This is a genomic window from Planococcus rifietoensis, assembly GCF_001465795.2.
Lineage (GTDB): Bacteria > Bacillota > Bacilli > Bacillales_A > Planococcaceae > Planococcus > Planococcus rifietoensis.
The window spans coordinates 1,357,124-1,375,801 of record NZ_CP013659.2 but is presented as its reverse complement, the minus strand read 5'-3'; the positions used below and the strand labels follow the sequence as shown (position 1 = coordinate 1,375,801).

Below are 18,678 nucleotides of genomic sequence, written 5' to 3'. Positions count from 1 at the left end.
CTTATGCGTACAAAAAAAGAAGAAGCTTATACTTAGCTTCTTCTCTTCCGATAAGGGGTCATATGTGAAATTTTAGTGTTTTACTATCTCCTTTCAACGGAAAATACATGAACTATTAATTTGTAGTAAAATGATTACAATATTAGACATTTATTGATTCTCATATTTTCATTGAGTATCAAGATGATCCGGAAAGTGAGGAATACTAAGGATGAACCATATTTTAATCATCGAAGACGATGAACAAATCCAACAATTTTTGCGGTTTATCTTGTTGGAAATGAACCGAAATTTCCATATACATATTTCCCCAAGTGCAGAACAAGCCCTAGATATTGCAAATCGATATAATATCTCGCTTTTTATTATTGATATACAATTAACCGATTATAAAGGAACCGACTTAGCGAACAAACTAAGAAATTTACAAAAATACAGATACACACCTATGATTTTTGCCACAGCCATTGCGACCGAAGAACTCCGGGCTTACCGGGAAATAAAATGCTACGATTATCTTGTAAAACCATTCACAAAAGAAGAGGTTAAGACAGCAATTTTCGGTGTACTTGATTATTTGGAGAATGTCCATGGCGATTCCCGCACCATTCGGTTGGAGCAGAAGGGATTTATTTTTGAATACCGGTTACAAGACATTCTTTACATCGAATCTTTTGGAAAGAAAATGGTTTTCCACATGAAGAACTCAGAGGGCGGTTTGGTCCAGGAACATATTGCTGGATATTCTTTAAAATCAATATTCGAACTTTTAAAGGATGGCCCTTTTCAGCAATGCCATAAAAGCTATATTATCAACACGGATTCAATTGAACGCATTTCCAAGGTTGAAAACAAATTATATCTTAGAGGATTCTCCATAGACCTTCCGATAGGCAATAAATTCAGAGACACTGTAATGGGTGCAGGTTAATGGCAATGTCTCAATTACTTTTACAGATCAGCCTGGATGTTCTAAGCATCTACATAGTAATGTTTTGCTTTGGTAAAGAAGAACTGGCTGCCAACAAAAAATCCTTTGTTTGGTGCGCTCTCCTGTTCATTTTCTGCTTTTTATCCAGAGTCAGTATAGACCCAACAGACATGGGGATTAAGACAACAATCGCTTTTCGGAATTTCGAAATCCTCCCTGTAAATTCCCTTGCCGGCATCATCGGCTTAGTATGCGTATTGCTTTTGCTGAATAGTGTAGCTTTTAGATTGAATCACTTGGAAGTTATCTTTACTACATTCCTCGGGTTTATCGTTTGGTCACTGGTTCGAATGTTCAGCATTGCAAGCATAGATTTTGCTGGTCTCGGGACTACCTCCATCAGAATTCTCACTATGTGTTTCATCCTTATTGGTTACTGGTTATTGTCATCAAAAATAAACCGAATGTTATCGGATAAATCCAGTGGATTCACAAAAATTATGGTGACAAACGTGTTTACTCTCCTGTTGCTGTTAATCATTTCCGCTAATTTTGAAGCTGCCGTGATTTTTGAAAATCGGGTCATCCTCCTTCTTCTCTTGTTTTTTGTCGGCACTTTTATGAGCTGGATTTTATTGGTACAACGAAAATTTCAAATGACAGAAAATCGGATCCAAGCGACAGAACAATACCTTCCAATTATTGATGATTTGGTGATGGAGGTGCGAGCGCGGCAGCATGAATTCTCCAATAAGCTGTTAGCCATCTCAAGCTTGGTCGAAACTGCGGATACGATTGAAGTGGCTCGCGAAAAGATGCACTCATATGTTGAAAGCGTTAATCTGTCTAACGGCCAGTATGAGCTATTGAATATGGATCATAAAGTAGTGGCTGGTTTCCTTTATACAAAAATGAAACGAGTTGAACAATTGAAAAGGGAGCTCCACATTGAACGGACAATTCCCGTTCATCAATTTAAATGCGAAGACGCAGATCTGATTGAAGTGTTGGGAATCTTAATAGATAATGCTTTGGAAGCGAGCGTTAGAGGAGATAAGATCCATCTATCCATGGTAGAAAGAGCCGGCCACCTGGAATTGACCGTCAGTAATCCGGCGGGATATATGAGCAATGAACAGTTTATGAACATGTTCGAGATGGGGTATTCATCCAAGTCGGCTTCTTCTGAACCTCGTGGATATGGCCTTTACAACGTAAAAGAGATTGCCGCACGTTACAATGCGCGGATCATTGCCCGAAACGAAAGCCCGGAAGTGAATATGATTACACTAGGAATACAATTCTAATGCATAAACAGGAGTTTTAAGGGAACGTAATTTGTTCGTTCCTTTAAAACCCTTATTTATTTCTATCGTATTGCGATTAGACATCTTGCTCATTATAGTGGGGGTAGAGGTGATCTTATATGAAGAACTTATTATTACTGGAATGGCGAAAGGTCAAAGTTCCCGTTCTAACAGTTCTATTCTTTTGCACAGTTTTATCGATTTATTTATGCAGTTCTATATACAAAAGTTATGCGTTGGAAGAACAGCTGGAAGCATGGGAAGTAGGCACCACCATTTTTAATCTTCTTTTCCCTTTGATTGCTGTTATTCCTACCGGATGGCTTTTATATTATGAAAAGAAAAATGGCTTTTTAAATTACACATTGCCAAGGACCAGTAAAAAACAATATCTCTTGGCCAAATGGATTGTAATGAGTGGCAGTGCATTTACTTTAGTTTTCACCATTTTTTTTGTCAGTGCATTGGTGGTTTTATTTGTAAACAACCCGATTGATGTACACTACGGCCTGATAGATCCAATCACTGTAAACATTGTTCCATCCACCGAGGCCAATCATCTGGCAGGCTCTCTATTTGTAAACCAGCCCTTAGTATATGCAGCTCTTTTGAGTTTTTGGAAAGGTATTTTGGCTGCCCTCTTAGCTACAATGGGTTTTATTTTCAGTTTATATATCCAAAACTTATTCATTATTTTAACTGGACCATTTGTCTATCTTATGCTCGATAATTATATTTTGGCTATGCTTCGATTAGAAGCGTACCGTTTTATAGTTTCATTTGAACCTACTAGTGTGACAACTTCTGCAATCACTGTTTTTTCATTCCTTACAGGACCGTTGCTCGCGCTTCTTCTAATGACACTCTTCATACTCTATATGCGCTATGTGAAAAAAACTACTGACTGGGTTTAGGTGGTGATAACATGTCTATAATTTTTTGGACTGACATTCGGAGATTCATTTCCTGGCCATTATTCCTGGCGATAGGCGGAATCTTTTTATTAACTTTTTCTGAGCGTCAATTGACTGAGGATAGTTATGAACTGTTTTTGCTGCGAATGGTGTCTGAACAATATTACCTCTTGTTTTTCATGCTTCCACTGTATTTACTGAGTATATATGTAAATTTAGAACCCGGACTGCCAAATGTAGTCATTCGTTTTAAAACCTTTTCCAGCTACTTCTTTACGAGGTCATTTGCTATTTTGTTTAATACAGGTCTCTTTGTTTCTGTGCATGTGTTGGTTATTTGCCTACTTGGTTTAGGCTTGAGCTCGCAAAATCTCTTCATGGTTTCGGACACTACGTCAAATATTCTTTTGAACGAGTATGCCAAGCATTTTGATACACCACTAAGTGCGATATTCGTTTCCGTGTTATTTATGTTGGCAGGATTAAGTTTTCTTAGCTTCCTAATGCAGACTTTCCATCATTTTTTTGGAAAAAGAGTTCTTATTAAGGAGATGGAATAATGGAAACTATTATTGAGGTACACAATGTGTCAAAAATCTTTTCAGGGAAACCTGTTCTAAAAAATGTGGATTTAAAAGTCGAGAAAGGTAAAACAATCGGAATTGTGGGGAGTAATGGCAGTGGCAAGTCCGTTTTGTTCAAGCTCATATGTGGGTTTATCAAACCGGCTGAAGGTACTATAAAAATTCGGAAAGAAACACTCGGAAAAAAAATTGATTTCCCTGAAAATGTTGGGGTACTGATCAATACACCCGGTTACATTGAAATTTTTAGTGGCTTTAAGAACCTGCAGTTTTTAGCCGCCATCAATAATAAGATTTCCGATAAACAGATCAAGGATACCATGGCATTAGTGGGGTTGAACCCGGATAATAAGACGAAAGTAAAAGATTATTCACTAGGGATGCAACAAAAATTAGCCATTGCTCAAGCAATCATGGAAAATCAGGATATCCTTATCCTGGATGAACCATTCAATGCACTGGATTATAAAACATATAATGATATTAAGGCAATTATTAAAAGTCTTCAAGCTGACGAGCGGACTATCCTGCTCACAAGCCATCATTTTGAAGATATTGAAGAATTGTGCGACGAAGTATATCATATTGCGAATGGCGAATTGCAACCACTGACAGAGGATCTGAAATACATTTACTATAGTAGGCAGTAGTTTTTCTATTGATGCCCCACTTCTTAAAGGAACAATCTAGAAAGTATAAGATAAATCAAAAATGTAAATAATAAAGAAATTAATTTTCACAACTCAGAAAAAGAGGGTGGAAATTTTCAAGACGGTAAAAATGATAAAGAACAAGTTGAGGTGAAAATAATAAAAGTTGGTCCTCCAAAGTCGGATGCAAATGTTTTATCTACGTTAGATAACGTTATTCAATACGGGGCGGGAGAATGGGAGTGGATAGGTAATGATGGCTTCACTAAATTCTCGTTCCTTGTTTACTCCGGCGGAGGAAATGTGAAAATATACATAGACGTTCCCTCACAATCTTTCTTACAACCAAACTATCGTTTAGAACTTAATGAAGATGATGGGAATTCTTTTGATGATCAGGTTGATATCTTTACCCTTCCCAGGGAAGGTGGAGTTTATCGAATGGATTTTTCAGGAATTTCAAGTTTTGTAGATGGTGCGAATAACAAAGCAGAGCTCTATTTACAGTCTATGCTTTATAAAGACGTATCGAAAAATGCAGATTTTTGGGATTGAATCAGTAGTTCGTAAACAAGTGATAGGCAATATTGAGGATACTCAATAAATTGTCCGTTCAGGTGATGTTTACCGACACTCCGATGAACCTCAAAAGGATTGCACTGTGGCCGTAGTCCGAGCTAGAAACAGCATAAAATCTGCTAAAAGTACGTTATTTCACCTCTTATCATTCATAAAATGCAAAAGGCAAGGCGACTCAATCGAGTTGCCTTGCCTTTTGTCTAAAGTCTGAAGCGATGGGCGACAGACAATCGCTTTTTTAATACCTTCGTCTTAAAATACATCTTTATAAATCCAAAAAGACTAGACAGATATTTTGTATAACCTAATCTTTTCAATTGATTGCTGCTCTTTCTATTGTTTAGATTATTGCTTAGTAATGAATAGTATCACTTAATTATCATTATCTCATTTGAAATTGATTTCCAGACTGAAATAAGGTTTGCATTTGGAGGTGCTTCCACTTTCACTGGAACCGTTTGAGTTTTTAAACTAAGTACTACTAGAAGCACTAGGATCATGACTACAATAGCTGCTTCTAAGATCTCTGCTTTTTTGTCTACTTTTTTAGCCTTACGGTATTTTTGCTGGATTTTTCGCTGCATGTAGCTCTTCATATGTCACACCTCCTATTTTTGCTATATTTAAAGGAATAAGGAGATTAAAATTATCGGATATAATTTATGTAACTAAATAAATGATTAATTTGTTATTTTGCAGTTTATAAAATCATCTATTGAACCCACTATAGTTGCCGGTATTGATTGCTACAACTTTACTAGATATCAAATACTACTTGTTTTTTTCTACATTGGTCTGACATTTGTCTATAACCTTAAAGAAATTAATTTTTCAATAAGTGATGTAAAATATTTCTATCCACATAAAGTCTATTCACTATCTTCATTAAAACTTACATATTATGTTTTTTTCATATTAGTTTCGTCTTTGCCTTTTCTAAGAACCCTTTACATATTATCGGAACTTTATAAAGTATATAGTGCTAATAGATGAGCGCAATTATAAATGTTTTTGTAGCAATTACTATTAGCCAATTAATTACTTCCACTATTTTACCATACAGTATTTTCTTGAGATTAATTTATCCGAAGACTGTAAGAAAAAAACTTCCTATAACTTTTTAAATTTGAAATTTTTACGAAGAACCTTTTATAGGTCCTAATACTTCGTTGTTAAAGTATTTTAAGCTTTTACTTCATCTGTAGTTTTATTTTTTTACATAGTTGTGCAAAACAAAGTTTTTAAACATCTAAATATTTCGTCCAAAGTTAATTCTATCTCGTCTAAAAAGTAGACACAAAAAAAGTAGGTGAATTGCATCTTCCATCCCAATCCTAAAAAATCACACGAAAAGAAGAAGCCTTTTTTTGCATTGTTTCAACAATATGAGTTGGACATTTACCACATGGCCTATGTCTATGAAAAAAACAAAGAAGATGCATTAGATATTGTGTGAACCGCACCCCAAATGGTAGAAACTTTAAAAAAGTGTCTACCATTTGGGGTGCGGTTCACTAAAAGAAAAATCTCACTTTTTCGTTCAGATAATCTCATACTATTTGGATGATTACAGTATTCATAAGCATCCTTTCACCTCCAATTAGATGCTGTTGCTGAAATTGTCTTATATACAGCGATCATTTCGCTGCAAATACTAAGCTAGTTAATAACGGCTTCAATAATTTCAACGCTAGATTTATTATCTTTTTTCTTTTAATAACGCTTGATAGGTAAACCACAATCCTTTTAAAAAGTGAGTTTTCAAACTTACTGTCATTGCATTTTGAATGTATCTTATTTTCGTTCAAAATCAGTTTCGGTGAATTTTCTAGTCAAGCGCATGAAACTGGAAGATTGAATGTAACTTAATTACTAATAAGTTACATTCAGATATTTACATAATCACTTCATAGTTAAATCACTTGAGGAATTAAGTTCCTCTAGCGCACTGTGCAAAGTGGAACGGGCGGCAACTGTCGTTTCCCTTCTGAGTGCAGCGCCCAGCGCTTTTATAATCAGCTTTTTATTTTCTTCATCCACCAAGTTCAAAACGCAGTTGGCAACCGAACAACGCACCTGATAGGAGGGGTCTTTCAAAAGATTCAAAAGAGATTTCAGGCGGAATTCAGCACCCAAAAGATAGAGACCAGCATAGAAACCGACTTTCACAGTGCTGCTTGTTTCGTTCTGAAGAAAGGCTTGCAGTACAGGGACTGCCGATGCATCTCCAAGTTTGCCTAGCCCTTCTGCAGCCTCCCTACGGACAATCCCTTCCACGTCGGTTAAGGCATCGATTAGATGCTGTTTCGCTCTGCTATCCCGCATCTCACCCAAGGCTTCCACCGCTGAAATACGCACGAGTTCATCGTCATCTTTTAATCGGTTGACCACGGCGTTAAAAACAGCGTCTCCCGTATAACCCCACAGCGCTTCGAGCGTTTTAAACCGGATTTCTTCATCCGGATTTTCGGTCAGGGGCAGCAGGATGGATTGGATTTTTTCGCTGATCGGTAATGTTCCCAGAGCTTCGATGGCCATCCAAATAACGTGAGGATCTTCGTCTTCTAAAAAGGTGGCAATGTTCTCAATAGCATCCGGACCAGCCTGCTCGAGAAATCCCTGGATAATCATTATTTTTTGTTCGGATTTCATAACGGAACATTTCATCTCCTTCGATGTTCTCCTACAATATTTCGGGCAAAGAGATTAACCTTTTTGTCTGAATTTGAATGTAACTTAATTGCTATTAAGTTACATTCAACAAGTATTTTAAGCAGTCTTCTTTTGGGATAAATAAGAAACTATCTGCTTTCAGACTTCGTCTAATCTTACGTATGAAAAAAGGAGAAGTTGCATGAAGAAAAGGAAGATTTGCCTCATTATTTTAATCTTTACTTCTCTCTATTTCATGATTAGGCTTCTAATGAAAATCGCCTTAATCGAGAAAAGTTATACATTTGTCTACAATGCACATAATTTAGAGTTGTTGCTGCCCTATACCGATGTAACATTAACTGTCCTATTCTTTCTCAGCCTCTATGCCTATTTCAAAGAAGTTCTTGCAATGAAATATATTTCGATTGCTCTTATGATATTTTTTATTCCATTTTCAATTGTTGTTTCGTTTTTATCTGTAATCTTACAAGATGAACAAAGTCGGCACCCTATAAGTCTCTATGATCAAAATGAAAAACATTTACTTATTGTTAATCACGTGAAGGGACTGCATCCCAATGTGGGAGATCCGAGAGAAGTTTATTTGTATCAGAAATTAACACCTCATGTGTACAAAAGAATCGGTCAGACAACCATAGCGATTGAACCGGATGATTTTAAAGACCTTTCGAATCTGAAAGTTGACGAGAAAGCAATTTCAGTGGATGTAAATGGAAAAACAATCTATCTGGAAAACTAGCAAATCCACTTTCTCTTAGTACTCTTCAAAGTTCAGTAGAATGAAGTTTTTGAATGTAACTTAATTCACAATAAGTTACATTCAGTTTATTAACTGTAGTCAACTTAAAAATTAAACGTTGGTGGAATTCTGAACCCCCATTCCCAAAACTTTGATCCCTGAGCCATGATGATATTTTCAAGAAAATCTTCAAAGTTCATACCGAGAAACATATCATCTTCAAAGTCATTACCTGTCTCCATCCAAAAGAGATAACCTCTTCCTACCTTCTTATCCGTAATAATCAAATAGCATCCATCATACCCATAAGCAACTGGAAACCAGTTAGCAGGGTAGTCCTCGTACCCAGGGATAGCTCGGTATTCCAGTATTTCATCTACCGTAAGGAGTTTCAGACCACCTCCCCCTTCTGGACTATTAAAAATAAGTCCACCGTGATGAAGTCGCAGAAACTCTTCATAATCTTTTGGCACACTAAATGGTAACTTTTGCAAATCATCTTCAGTTGCTGGAGGATTAAAAATCATCTCTACTTTTTCGATATAGCCGTCTTCTTGTTGGACTTCTAAAAGGTTATTTGAATCCAGCCTTTTTTTTAATGTTTCTAAAGTAGTTTTTATTTTAGACATCATTATTCCTCCTTTGATCGCTCCTGTTTTTCCTTAAATTGAATGTAACTTATCTGCACTTAAGTTACATTCACTTTTCTAGTTTAGCTCATTCCACTTATCCCCAAAATCTGACTCTGGCGGACTACTGATAATTCAGGTATATATAAACTCGCACATACTAAAAAGGCAACTCAAAACCCTTGCATAGTATCACTCTCGATTTCTAAATCTCTAGTAAGCTCGTACGGGCTTATTATTTTCCCTCGTATTCAACGGTTTCTTTTATATACTCAACATCACTTTCATCAGTTTTATAAAAATCAATCTGATCCCAGCTCTCACCTGCTCGTTTCCCAATAATCGCACCATCATCGACAAACCATACTTTTGAATCAATTAAACCGACAGAAGCATTTGGATTATTTAACACAATATACATATCTGGATTTTCCAAGTCTATATTTGGATTCTCAATCTCCTTGGCGTTCAAATAAATCATGATGAAATTATCGATAGTAGTTGAATTTTCTACATCAGTAAAAACTTTTTCGTAAATTACTTTGCTTGAATTCTCAACGTCCTCATAACCAATTTTTATTTCTTTCATAATTTCTGCCTTACTAATATTTCCTACGAAAAAACCTCCCAAAAATATAAGTCCTACAATTACCAAGCTAATAATTAATTTTACTGTTTTACTCACATATATCCCTCCCTCATATTATTATCAGAAAATTTAATCCAAAACTATTAGTTAGCTTAACTATACCAATTTCATCCATTTTAAACTATGTCAAAATCAAAACTTTCAGTTATTTATACTTATATTTCACTCCGTCAAACCGTTCGTAAAAGTACACCTTTGCGAACACAGCAATACAGCAAAAAAATGAACAAAAATAACGTTCGTAAATGTAAAGAAACACTTTACGAACGTTCGGCAAATTGCAGCCACTATTGCGAACTATTTCAAGCCTATTTAGGAAGAAGTATCATTTTAAAGACTAGTTAGCGAATATATTCACTTCCACTTGCTGGATCATAAAAAAATATGATATTAAGAATTAATGAGCATCCAATTTATTAAGTACTAAATTCTCGCTGTTTTCTATTCGCTTTCACTAAATTCAAAATCTGTAAGCCATCACTCGGAAGGCCACCTAAAAAGCGGGGATAAGTCCACGGAATCAATGATGTGATGAAGAGAAAAAAGTTTGCGCCTGCGCTATTGATAATGATATTTCCCGCTATTCCGGAAACAAAATGAGAAGCGATGAATAATGTCACAAAACAAAGCAATGACGCGATTGGCCCGCCAAGGTAGAAGACGAGTTTTTGTTTATATGTAAACGGCGGTGACTCTTTAGGGATGGAGTACTCGCAGAAGCCCGATATGGCAACGGTCAGATAACAGGTAATTCTTCCAAAAGACAGCCTTAGCTTTTTCGCTTTGCTGGATGAACCCAGAAATACTTCAGCTTTGGAATTTTTGCTCACTGTGACTGTTGCAATTGCATGTCCCATTTCATGTATAAATAAAGAGCAGCTCACAACGAGTAAGACAATAATTATTTCAATCAACATCAAATTATATTCCCCGTTTCTATATTTATGCTTTCACAGCATTTTTTCTCGGTTCGGCTCTTTTGAAAAAACATCTTCTTCCACATCAAATCCTTCTGGCCGCCAATAACTTTCAGGCAATTGGCTTTCCTTAAACAATTTTTGGAGATGGCTAATCGCTTCAGCCCAAGTCGAAAATACTTGAAAGGCATATGGCGGGTCTCCCCAGCTATCATTCCATACTGCCCATTCGCTATTAGGCAGCTGTGTGGCATGATAAAACGCATCCCCCTCCATTTGAAAAATGCCAAAGGTGTTTTCTAAAGTAATCTTCCAGTCTGCGTAGCCTAATTCATTGGCAAACTGGTCGTATTTTTCGAAAATCCACCTATGCAATACTTTCCACAACCGGTTCATCTCATCACTTCCCGACTTTACTAAATACGTAAAGAGCTTATCAGAACCATGTAAGCAGGCAATTAGATGACATTAAAAAATCCTCCAATTAACCTAACGATTCCCCTTACCGCCATAAACAGGATTCTGAAGGGTAGAAATAGCAGTTCTGGGATCCAAAATAAGACTACATCGAAAAAATCACTTTTATTCGTGTTCTTCTTTTTCTGCTTGTTCATTTAATCGGTCTCCTTTCAATTTTCACTTGCACTCTTATTTGTTTAGAAACGACTTTGCCATATAATAAGCGCTCGCTGTAAACAACTGTGTTTCGATAGTCTGATTCAGTATCAAGTCATCAAACTCTTCGAAACCGATCAGTTTAACATCGATCTCTTCCGTATCATCCAATTGCTGATCTTTTGTTTTGAATGCATCAGTGATTAAGTATGTAGAAATTTTATTGTTTTGAATGGCCGGATTCACCATATGTTCTCCTAGCAATATCGGATTTTTGTTTGAAGTGAATCCGGTCTCTTCAAGAACTTCCCTTAGAATTCCTTGCTCACTTGTTTCGTTTTCTTCAAGCTTTCCAGCAGGAATTTCTAAATAAAAACCTCTTGTCCCATGCCTATATTGCTTTACAAGTACGAGTTGCATGCTCTCTGTAAGGACTACGGCATTCACCCAATCCGAATACTCATTTACGTAAAAGTTATCAATGATAATTCCGTTTGGCAGCCTACATTGCTCTTTCCTCAAATTTCCGAACGAATTTTTGTATAAATATTCTGTGGACAGCGTTTCCCATGCTTTCATCTTTGAATCCCCCGCTTATTATGGTTGAGATACTATTAAGCTATCAGGTCTATTTTTTACTGCTAATCCACTGGGATATTTTTTTGCTCACCATTTTCGGGTTCTCCCAATAGATATCGTGGGAAGTATCTTTCACTTCTTCCACAGAGAGAGCCAAGTACTGCTTGAGTCTCGCAGTTTCACTATCACGATGGGAATTAAACGCCTTCGGCAAAGTGCTTCTAAGCAGCAAGACCGGTACATCGACCTCACTTAAAGTATCTATACTCGGCTCATTGAAATGTTGCTTCACATAATATCCGGCATGTTCACTCGTTAAAATCAACTTAATAGCATCACGTTTTACTTTCATGCTCGGTTTCGCCATTTCAATCAATCGTTCCGTCAAGCCTTCTTTTGCCATCTTTGCTTCAAACTGCGTCCAGGATGCAAAGGCATAATTATCACAATGCTCTTTTGCGAAGCGAACTTCTTCAGTGATTAAACTACCAGGAATACTGCTTGAGCGTATATAACCGCCGTCTAAGAGAACGACCGATTGAACAGAGAAAATTTCAGCAAATGCCAATGCTATATTTCCGCCTATAGAATGTCCGATTACATGAAGATCTTTAATATCAAGTTGTTCCATTGCTTCCTTTGCCCACCTAGCCACCGATGCTACTGAAAAGGATTCTTCTGCTTGTTCAGCTGTAGATGAACCATGACCTGGCAAATCTAATGCGATGATCCTGTACTTTTGGGAAAGTAAGTTAGCCAGTTCAGTAAAGCTGGCTGACGAACTTCCAAGGCCGTGAAGAAAAAGAAGCGTTGTGTGGTTCATGTTTCCCCATGAACGCATGCCTACCTGTAATCCATCTTCAAATTTAATAATTTCCTTTTTCATAAGATGCTTCTTTTATACATACTTATTTTACCATTTGATGTTTTTAAATACAGTACTAAAATCACAATCATTAAACAAATCCAAACATTATTAAACGCACAAAAAAAGAAGCTTCTCATCATCAGCTTCTTTTACGTCCCCTATATTCCATTTATTCTAGTATGCTTTTTAACTCCATTGTTTGTTCTTCATCTAGAGTATAGAACTCTTGCTCGTCTTCTCGTACCACTGCGCTTTCTCTATTGCACAAAACGGCACTGCCATCATCCATATACTATATGTACCGCCAAAGTTCAGAAACATTTTCTTCCGGTTTATCCAAGGTAAGAACAAGATCTGCGACTGGAGCTAACTCTTTGGGTGGTTCTATTTTCTCTTCCATTTCAATAATCACCTGCAACTCAGATATCGTTTCTGAGTCCGTGAAACCTGTATTGAACTCCGCCCCTGTCGTGCCTTCATCGTTAAAAGGAGTGCCTACACGAACTATTTCCTCTTCAGAACATCCCATCATTATCATGATCGGAAGACATGCAGCAAGCAATAAAAGAAATCTTCTCATACAGCTTCAACTCCTTTGCCTTATCTCATGGTGATTCTTTAATAGAAAGTAGACATTAGTTTTCCAGAATCAACATGACCTTAATGAAAATACAGTGTCACAATCAGCAACCTAAGGAGTTTTCCAAAATAGCGTAGAGATAAACGGGAGGACAACCGCTAAAAGAAGAACCAAAGAATTTCCAACTAAGCCCACTACTCTGAGCGATCTGTTCTTGGCAAAAAGTGCTGCCACGATTCCGATAAGCGGCAGAGCAACAGCTACAATCATTGCTATATTAGAGAATAGATTTTCATTAAAAAACCAAATTGTATAAACAGCCAAAGAAATCAAAAACGCTGCGACCGAGATTGTGCCTGAGTTCATTATTGCCTACCTCCCTTTAATAAGACAATTATTTTTTACTTATTTTACCACAAGAGTTCATTTTCCTCTCCCCTATAGCAACAACTTACTCAAACTTCCATTGGTTTCATGATTCGCTTGTGATATACCCAAATCAAAAATATAAAGAAGCTTATCACACTAAAAATAATAGGCATTAAAAATAATTCCCAACTACTAGGTGCATAGTGTTTAATTTGATGAGCATTTTCCACTGTTGCTAAGTAGGACTCTTTATATTCGAATTGGACGACCCATTCTTCGTTCGCCATAGCCATTGTACCGATATCGTAATCAATTGGAACAATTGGTTCTGTGATTTCTCCGTATTCACCAATGACAATGGAAGCTCGTTCGTATTCAACAGGGTATGTAGTGCTTGGGGTTTGCAAATCGAGAATGGTATCTTCTACTGCTCCAGAGGGAAATACTGCAATATGCTGTAATTGTTCCTTATATTGCTGAAAAACGATTTGCAATGACTGCTCATTAGGAGTTTCTGGTTCCATTAATACAGCGAAGACTTTATCCATAATATCTTGCTGTTCTTGCGCTACACGTTGAACTTCTTCTTGATCATTCTGCCACAAAACTAAGTGGTTCAAAGAAAACACTAAAAGTATTACTGTAATAACTATCCCGGACCAAAAAGAGAACCCTAATATATTTGAGAACTTTCCTTGTGCCTTTATCAATTGAGACACTTTTTCAAATGGCTTTTTCTGTTCAAGACGTACAGGTATTTCCACGTCTTCAGCATCATCAAACTCGACTTTCATATGTTGTAAAATTTGAGCACATGATTCACACTGCGTTATATGCTTTTCAACAAAAATTCTGCTTTGCTCGCTGCACAATTGATCTATGTAGGAAGGCAATAAATCACGTACGATGTAGCATTCATTTCTCAACTGAAGTCACTCCCTCTCTTAACTTTAATTTAGCTCTGTAAAATGATACTCTGGCCCAATTTTCATTTCGTTGATGAACTTCTCCAATTTCCTTAAAACTTAAACCACCTAATAGACGCAACAAAACTATTTCTTTGTATGGCTCATCAAGCAAATGGACCATCCGGAATATTGCTATCTTATTTTCAGAAGCAATAATGTCATCTTCAATGGAGTTCACGTATTCAGTAGACTGTATTTGATCCGCTTGCTTCACTTGTTTATCGACATATTTGTAGTAAGTATGCTTGCCGATTTGACATAACCAGACCGACATTTTGCATTGGCCGTTGTAGTTGTCGATCGACCGGATCGCTTCATAAAAAGTTTCTTGAGTTAATTCCTCTGCTACATCTGCATTTCGACATAAGGTAATTATGTATTTGAAAACCTGTTCTGCGTGTTTCTCATATATTTCCGTAAGGCCATCCACTCTTCTACCTCCTTTCACCCTATATATCTGAAAAAATCTCTTTTCGTTACACCGAATCACCAAAAATAAGTAAAAAAAAGAAGAAACTCATTTCTGAGCTTCTTTCATCACAGGTACTTTACAAAAAAATCTCTATATACTGGATTATGTACATTCAATTGAACACCTGGTTTTCTAAGCCCTGCTTATTTGCGGTTTTTCAAAAAATAAAGAACATGGAAATAACTCATGACGGGCACAATAACCAACATTACCGGCGCTAAGCTGAATATATTTTCCATATCGTCTAGTAAATAAATTAAGATGATACAGACTAGCATATACATAATTAACTTATCCAAATAGCTGTATCCGCGCGTGTTAACGGAAAGAAAATCCACTAGATACGAAACGGGAATGCCCAGAATGAGGTAGACAGGGAAAGAATACAAGCCCACTACAAGCAATCCCAACCAAACTGGGCCACTGTAGTCCACTCCCTCACCTGTATAAGGAGCAAGGCCCCCACTTAAATATTCAATGATCAAATTGATCAGCAGCATGCTTGGAATCGCAAGCAGAACACTGACAAATCTTGTTGTAAAATCTTTCATCACATCACGCCTTGCTACAATGTTTTTTTTAATTGAAGTCTGTAGTGGAAACAGCGAATTTATTTTGAACTATGTATAGACACAGAATCGAATTCACTTTTTAAGATCGAAAAGATTTTTGTGTCTCTAAATTCTCCTTTGATACGTTCATTCTTTCTCAAAACGCCTTCAAAGGTCATGCCGGCTTTCAACATGACTTTTTCAGACCCGATATTGTCTAAATCGCAGCCGCCTTCGATCCGGTTCAATTGAAGTACGCCAAAACTGTAACTCAGGACTTCCCTTAGCGCTTCTGTAGCGATTCCCGCTCCCCAAAATTTGCGATTTAACACGTAACCTATTTCTGCTTTTTGATGTTCATTCGACCACTCGACCAGCGAGCAAGTTCCGATGACTTTCTCGCTTTCTTTATACACAATCGCCCATACACCGCTTTGGCCATCTTTATATCCGTCCACAGTCGGCTGCAGGAAGTTGGATAAGGTTTCTTCTTTTGAATCGTTCTTCTCCCAGGTCATACGTTGCGCTACTTCGGGATCGGAAGAGAATTCAAACACATCATCCAAATCGTACCGTGTCACTTTTCTTAGCAGCAGTCGTTCCGTTTCAAATGTCGGCATGTCTTTTAAGTGATTTTCAATTTTCATAGTGAACCTCTTTTCAAGTAAATGAGATTTTTTAACTTCTTCTGGGATAAATTTTATAATTCATCCTCCTCTTTTTCTTTTAGCCTTTTATTTTCTTCTTCTAGTTGGCGAACTCTTTTTTCCATATCAGACTCACGCTTTCCCTTGGATTTTTGCATGCGGTCTATTCCATATAAGGCCAACACAACCCAAATAACCGAAAGCATAACCCAAATAATCAGTGGATCAGATGACATTGAAATCCCCCTTTTTAGCTTTAATGGTTAGATAATGCGTCTTCACTTTATTCGAGATTCAGGCACATGGTGACGCTCCTTGTCGTAAATCCCATATTCTCGTACATATGCACAGCTGGATTTTCTGCTTTTGCGCTTAACCGTACTTCTGCGTACCCTTCTTTTTGAAAATGCTCAATGGCCGCATTCATCAACCGTTTTGAATGTCCTTTGCCACGGTGTTGTTGTCGGATATACAGTTCGTAAATGAATCCAATCTGCTTTTCAGTAAACTGATCTTTTGTGGTTCCTACTAGAACCCAACCAAGGATTTCATCTTTCGCTTCTGCGATAAAATAAAACCCGCCTTTATCCAATAAAGGCTGAACCAAGCTTTCGACTTTTTCACTTGAAGGCATCACTTCACCTAAAGTTCCATCGAAAATAGCTTGCGGTGATAAGGATAAGATGGCGTTCAAGTCGCTGTGATCCGCTTTTCGAATGTTCATATTTGGTGTCATCTCCATTAGTGGGGCTATACTTGTTCCGCGATTATAGTCATCTTGATTTTTGACTGAAATTCATATGGCGCAAAATAACTTATTTGGATAAAAAAAGAATGTTCTTTATACTATACATTAGCGATTAATTGGAGGAGATACAATGAAGAAATTTGCTATAGGATTAGGAATCTTGTCCGCCTTGCTGATGGCAGGATGCAGTGCTTCTGAAGAAACGGCTGATATTGCTGTTAATGAAAGTGAAACAGTGGCTGAGGAATACACACCTGAAGCCACGGCTGAGGAAGAGACGCCTGAACAAGAAGATCCACAATTGGAATCTCCTTATCAAGAGATCAAGGAGCATTTCGACAGTTACGAACTGCCTGAGGAAGGTCGTTTGGCGGACAGTGAATTTGTGAATGCGGTTGAATACGAAAATGGCTATACCTTTGATCAAGACACTAAAGCCATGGTGGCCCGAATTCATTCGGAATCTGGCCCCACCGAACCAACGGAAGGCCAAAAAACGGGTGTCATTATGGGTTGGCTTCAAGATGCTTCTGGGATACCTTCTCCTGAGAACAGAGTGGGCGGAAATGCAGACGGACAAGTCGCTGCTCCACTTTCGAGGCTCCAGCAAATCAAAGACCTGAATGACTTCGAACCCTTAGAACAATGGTTGATCGAGACAGAAAACATCCTTTTGAACTTCGATGACATCAAAACCGAACAGGAAAGAGCCGAGGTCTATGCGGAAGCCTATGAAAGGCTTGAGAAGATGAGTTCATTAATTCAAGAACCATAAGGGATTCGTATTTATATCCGTTTTTTTACTGTGCTTGTTAATTCAATGAACAAAGAGAGGAGATACTGAGCCACCAGTATCTCCTCTCTTTGGGATTCCCCTTTTTCCACTAAACCATTTTGCACATCAATAACTAAAAGTGCTTTCAAATTAAAACACCCACCTTCTATAATGTTAATTCATCATATTGGATGATGGATGCGATGCGGCTATAGATAAAATCTTCGTATTTACATTCACTTTGAACACAATCTAACGGTAACTTTTTCACTCAACAAAGCCTACATCGTCGAATGGCCAGAAAACATAATTTGTGCTGCCCACTATTTCTTTAATCGGTATCAGCCCAATGATACGGCTATCCGTGCTGTTTTTTCGGTTATCACCCAATACGAAGACATAGCCTTCTGGAATCGTTTCAAATTCTGTTACTTTTTCAAGCGAGAAATCTTCAGTGAATGTTTCTATGTCACCATCATAAGGTTCTTTTTGTGCTTCTCCGTTTATTAACAGTTGGCCATCCTCGTATGCCACATGATCCCCTGGTAGTCCGATCACTCTTTTAATAAAGTCTTTATCTTCTGTAGCATGAAACACTATTATGTCGTATCGATCAGGCTCTCCAATCAAATATCCGATTTTATTTACAATCATTCGATCTCCGTTTTCCAAAGTCGGCATCATCGACTCGCCATCGACAACAATGGGGGCAAAAAGAAAAAAGCGAACGATCCCTACTACAACAAAAGCAATGAAAATCGCTTTTCCCCATTCCCACAGTTCATTTTTTTCCTTCTTTGAACGCGTCATTATTCGAATCCTCTCCGATCAGACAGTTTTTAAGTTTTGTGCAGTGCATATTGGTGAAACTTGATTACTTGTTCTCCTATTTCCTCTATTTCTTTTAGATTTCTTCATATTCAAAACAAAA

General features: G+C 37.4%; 25 protein-coding genes. 8 read left to right on the top strand and 17 right to left on the bottom strand.

All coding sequences use genetic code 11. The annotated features are described in order from the left end of the window. Positions 1–211: 211 nt before the first annotated feature. The 6 genes from AUC31_RS06730 to AUC31_RS06705 all read left to right on the top strand — a co-directional run bounded on the left by AUC31_RS06730 (position 212) and on the right by AUC31_RS06705 (position 4,941). Positions 212–931 carry a LytR/AlgR family response regulator transcription factor gene (locus AUC31_RS06730; RefSeq protein ID WP_058380784.1) on the top strand — a complete coding sequence of 240 codons (720 nt, stop codon included), beginning with the start codon at positions 212–214 and terminating at the stop codon, positions 929–931. Continuing rightward, positions 931–2,238: a sensor histidine kinase gene (locus AUC31_RS06725; RefSeq protein WP_058380785.1), complete on the top strand. Its 1,308-nt coding sequence runs from the start codon at positions 931–933 to the stop codon at positions 2,236–2,238. Before AUC31_RS06730 ends, AUC31_RS06725 begins: the two co-directional genes overlap by 1 nt. A 119-nt stretch (positions 2,239–2,357) precedes the next feature. Then, positions 2,358–3,152 (top strand): hypothetical protein, encoded by a 795-nt coding sequence (locus tag AUC31_RS06720; RefSeq protein ID WP_058380786.1) that lies wholly within the window; start codon positions 2,358–2,360, stop codon positions 3,150–3,152. An 11-nt stretch (positions 3,153–3,163) separates the two neighbouring features. Further along, entirely contained in the window at positions 3,164–3,712 is a 549-nt protein-coding gene (locus tag AUC31_RS06715; RefSeq protein WP_058380787.1) for a hypothetical protein, read from the top strand. After that, positions 3,712–4,386, top strand: a complete 675-nt coding sequence (locus tag AUC31_RS06710; protein ID WP_058380788.1) for an ABC transporter ATP-binding protein — start codon at positions 3,712–3,714, stop codon at positions 4,384–4,386. The genes AUC31_RS06715 and AUC31_RS06710 overlap by 1 nt, the downstream gene beginning before the upstream one ends. 150 nt (positions 4,387–4,536) lie before the next feature. Beyond that, positions 4,537–4,941: a hypothetical protein gene (locus AUC31_RS06705; RefSeq protein WP_058380789.1), complete on the top strand. Its 405-nt coding sequence runs from the start codon at positions 4,537–4,539 to the stop codon at positions 4,939–4,941. A gap of 392 nt (positions 4,942–5,333) precedes the next feature. Here AUC31_RS06705 and AUC31_RS06700 read toward each other — a convergent pair whose 3' ends face one another. Together AUC31_RS06700 and AUC31_RS06695 are read right to left on the bottom strand one after the other, a co-directional pair. After that, positions 5,334–5,561 carry a hypothetical protein gene (locus tag AUC31_RS06700; protein WP_058380790.1) on the bottom strand — a complete coding sequence of 76 codons (228 nt, stop codon included), beginning with the start codon at positions 5,559–5,561 and terminating at the stop codon, positions 5,334–5,336. Between the two features lie 1,306 nt (positions 5,562–6,867). Next, a complete protein-coding gene (locus AUC31_RS06695) occupies positions 6,868–7,617 on the bottom strand; it encodes a HEAT repeat domain-containing protein (RefSeq protein WP_167549931.1) in 750 nt (249 codons plus the stop codon). A 202-nt stretch (positions 7,618–7,819) separates the two neighbouring features. On the opposite strand from AUC31_RS06695, the gene AUC31_RS06690 reads away from it, so the two are divergent. Then, positions 7,820–8,380 (top strand): hypothetical protein, encoded by a 561-nt coding sequence (locus AUC31_RS06690; protein WP_058380792.1) that lies wholly within the window; start codon positions 7,820–7,822, stop codon positions 8,378–8,380. Between the two features lie 104 nt (positions 8,381–8,484). Here AUC31_RS06690 and AUC31_RS06685 read toward each other — a convergent pair whose 3' ends face one another. From AUC31_RS06685 to AUC31_RS06620, 14 genes are all read right to left on the bottom strand, one after another. Further along, a complete protein-coding gene (locus AUC31_RS06685; protein WP_058380793.1) occupies positions 8,485–9,009 on the bottom strand; it encodes an SMI1/KNR4 family protein in 525 nt (174 codons plus the stop codon). Positions 9,010–9,244: 235 nt separating this feature from the next. Next, positions 9,245–9,694 (bottom strand): hypothetical protein, encoded by a 450-nt coding sequence (locus AUC31_RS06680; protein WP_058380794.1) that lies wholly within the window; start codon positions 9,692–9,694, stop codon positions 9,245–9,247. 380 nt (positions 9,695–10,074) lie between these two features. Beyond that, a complete protein-coding gene (locus AUC31_RS06675) occupies positions 10,075–10,575 on the bottom strand; it encodes a zinc metalloprotease (RefSeq protein ID WP_058380795.1) in 501 nt (166 codons plus the stop codon). A 33-nt stretch (positions 10,576–10,608) separates the two neighbouring features. Next, a complete protein-coding gene (locus tag AUC31_RS06670) occupies positions 10,609–10,971 on the bottom strand; it encodes a hypothetical protein (protein ID WP_058380796.1) in 363 nt (120 codons plus the stop codon). A gap of 252 nt (positions 10,972–11,223) precedes the next feature. Beyond that, positions 11,224–11,769, bottom strand: a complete 546-nt coding sequence (locus AUC31_RS06665; RefSeq protein ID WP_058380797.1) for an NUDIX hydrolase — start codon at positions 11,767–11,769, stop codon at positions 11,224–11,226. Positions 11,770–11,818: 49 nt separating this feature from the next. Beyond that, complete coding sequence (locus tag AUC31_RS06660; RefSeq protein ID WP_058380798.1) at positions 11,819–12,655, bottom strand: alpha/beta fold hydrolase; 837 nt, start codon at positions 12,653–12,655, stop codon at positions 11,819–11,821. 274 nt (positions 12,656–12,929) lie between these two features. Then, a complete protein-coding gene (locus tag AUC31_RS06655; protein ID WP_058380799.1) occupies positions 12,930–13,217 on the bottom strand; it encodes a hypothetical protein in 288 nt (95 codons plus the stop codon). A gap of 111 nt (positions 13,218–13,328) precedes the next feature. Continuing rightward, positions 13,329–13,583 carry a hypothetical protein gene (locus AUC31_RS06650; protein WP_058380800.1) on the bottom strand — a complete coding sequence of 85 codons (255 nt, stop codon included), beginning with the start codon at positions 13,581–13,583 and terminating at the stop codon, positions 13,329–13,331. Positions 13,584–13,672: 89 nt separating this feature from the next. Continuing rightward, on the bottom strand, positions 13,673–14,512 hold the full coding sequence (locus AUC31_RS06645; protein ID WP_058380801.1) for a zf-HC2 domain-containing protein: 840 nt from the start codon (positions 14,510–14,512) through the stop codon (positions 13,673–13,675). After that, positions 14,502–14,984: an RNA polymerase sigma factor gene (locus AUC31_RS06640; RefSeq protein WP_058380802.1), complete on the bottom strand. Its 483-nt coding sequence runs from the start codon at positions 14,982–14,984 to the stop codon at positions 14,502–14,504. Before AUC31_RS06640 ends, AUC31_RS06645 begins: the two co-directional genes overlap by 11 nt. A gap of 185 nt (positions 14,985–15,169) precedes the next feature. Further along, entirely contained in the window at positions 15,170–15,577 is a 408-nt protein-coding gene (locus AUC31_RS06635; protein ID WP_058380803.1) for a hypothetical protein, read from the bottom strand. A gap of 59 nt (positions 15,578–15,636) precedes the next feature. Further along, complete coding sequence (locus AUC31_RS06630; RefSeq protein WP_058380804.1) at positions 15,637–16,224, bottom strand: GNAT family N-acetyltransferase; 588 nt, start codon at positions 16,222–16,224, stop codon at positions 15,637–15,639. Between the two features lie 53 nt (positions 16,225–16,277). Beyond that, positions 16,278–16,460 carry a hypothetical protein gene (locus tag AUC31_RS06625; protein WP_058380805.1) on the bottom strand — a complete coding sequence of 61 codons (183 nt, stop codon included), beginning with the start codon at positions 16,458–16,460 and terminating at the stop codon, positions 16,278–16,280. 47 nt (positions 16,461–16,507) lie between these two features. Further along, positions 16,508–16,948, bottom strand: coding sequence for a GNAT family N-acetyltransferase (locus tag AUC31_RS06620; RefSeq protein ID WP_058380806.1), 441 nt, complete (start codon positions 16,946–16,948; stop codon positions 16,508–16,510). Between the two features lie 154 nt (positions 16,949–17,102). Between AUC31_RS06620 and AUC31_RS06615 the strand changes: the two genes are divergently transcribed. Further along, positions 17,103–17,747, top strand: a complete 645-nt coding sequence (locus AUC31_RS06615; RefSeq protein WP_058380807.1) for a hypothetical protein — start codon at positions 17,103–17,105, stop codon at positions 17,745–17,747. A 267-nt stretch (positions 17,748–18,014) separates the two neighbouring features. Here the strand turns inward: AUC31_RS06615 and lepB are convergent, their stop codons facing one another. Further along, a complete protein-coding gene (gene lepB, locus AUC31_RS06610) occupies positions 18,015–18,557 on the bottom strand; it encodes a signal peptidase I (protein ID WP_058380808.1) in 543 nt (180 codons plus the stop codon). Between the last annotated feature and the right edge of the window lie 121 nt (positions 18,558–18,678).

Bases quoted from the DNA above. Each gene is read 5' to 3' on its own strand.
- AUC31_RS06730 (WP_058380784.1), top strand. From the start codon at position 212: ATGAACCATATTTTAATCATCGAAGACGATGAACAAATCCAACAATTT.
- AUC31_RS06725 (WP_058380785.1), top strand. From the start codon at position 931: ATGGCAATGTCTCAATTACTTTTACAGATCAGCCTGGATGTTCTAAGC.
- AUC31_RS06720 (WP_058380786.1), top strand. From the start codon at position 2,358: ATGAAGAACTTATTATTACTGGAATGGCGAAAGGTCAAAGTTCCCGTT.
- AUC31_RS06715 (WP_058380787.1), top strand. From the start codon at position 3,164: ATGTCTATAATTTTTTGGACTGACATTCGGAGATTCATTTCCTGGCCA.
- AUC31_RS06710 (WP_058380788.1), top strand. From the start codon at position 3,712: ATGGAAACTATTATTGAGGTACACAATGTGTCAAAAATCTTTTCAGGG.
- AUC31_RS06700 (WP_058380790.1), bottom strand. From the start codon at position 5,561: ATGAAGAGCTACATGCAGCGAAAAATCCAGCAAAAATACCGTAAGGCT.
- AUC31_RS06695 (WP_167549931.1), bottom strand. From the start codon at position 7,617: ATGAAATCCGAACAAAAAATAATGATTATCCAGGGATTTCTCGAGCAG.
- AUC31_RS06690 (WP_058380792.1), top strand. From the start codon at position 7,820: ATGAAGAAAAGGAAGATTTGCCTCATTATTTTAATCTTTACTTCTCTC.
- AUC31_RS06685 (WP_058380793.1), bottom strand. From the start codon at position 9,009: ATGTCTAAAATAAAAACTACTTTAGAAACATTAAAAAAAAGGCTGGAT.
- AUC31_RS06675 (WP_058380795.1), bottom strand. From the start codon at position 10,575: ATGTTGATTGAAATAATTATTGTCTTACTCGTTGTGAGCTGCTCTTTA.
- AUC31_RS06670 (WP_058380796.1), bottom strand. From the start codon at position 10,971: ATGAACCGGTTGTGGAAAGTATTGCATAGGTGGATTTTCGAAAAATAC.
- AUC31_RS06665 (WP_058380797.1), bottom strand. From the start codon at position 11,769: ATGAAAGCATGGGAAACGCTGTCCACAGAATATTTATACAAAAATTCG.
- AUC31_RS06660 (WP_058380798.1), bottom strand. From the start codon at position 12,655: ATGAAAAAGGAAATTATTAAATTTGAAGATGGATTACAGGTAGGCATG.
- AUC31_RS06655 (WP_058380799.1), bottom strand. From the start codon at position 13,217: ATGAGAAGATTTCTTTTATTGCTTGCTGCATGTCTTCCGATCATGATA.
- AUC31_RS06650 (WP_058380800.1), bottom strand. From the start codon at position 13,583: ATGAACTCAGGCACAATCTCGGTCGCAGCGTTTTTGATTTCTTTGGCT.
- AUC31_RS06635 (WP_058380803.1), bottom strand. From the start codon at position 15,577: ATGAAAGATTTTACAACAAGATTTGTCAGTGTTCTGCTTGCGATTCCA.
- AUC31_RS06630 (WP_058380804.1), bottom strand. From the start codon at position 16,224: ATGAAAATTGAAAATCACTTAAAAGACATGCCGACATTTGAAACGGAA.
- AUC31_RS06625 (WP_058380805.1), bottom strand. From the start codon at position 16,460: ATGTCATCTGATCCACTGATTATTTGGGTTATGCTTTCGGTTATTTGG.
- AUC31_RS06620 (WP_058380806.1), bottom strand. From the start codon at position 16,948: ATGAACATTCGAAAAGCGGATCACAGCGACTTGAACGCCATCTTATCC.
- AUC31_RS06615 (WP_058380807.1), top strand. From the start codon at position 17,103: ATGAAGAAATTTGCTATAGGATTAGGAATCTTGTCCGCCTTGCTGATG.
- lepB (WP_058380808.1), bottom strand. From the start codon at position 18,557: ATGACGCGTTCAAAGAAGGAAAAAAATGAACTGTGGGAATGGGGAAAA.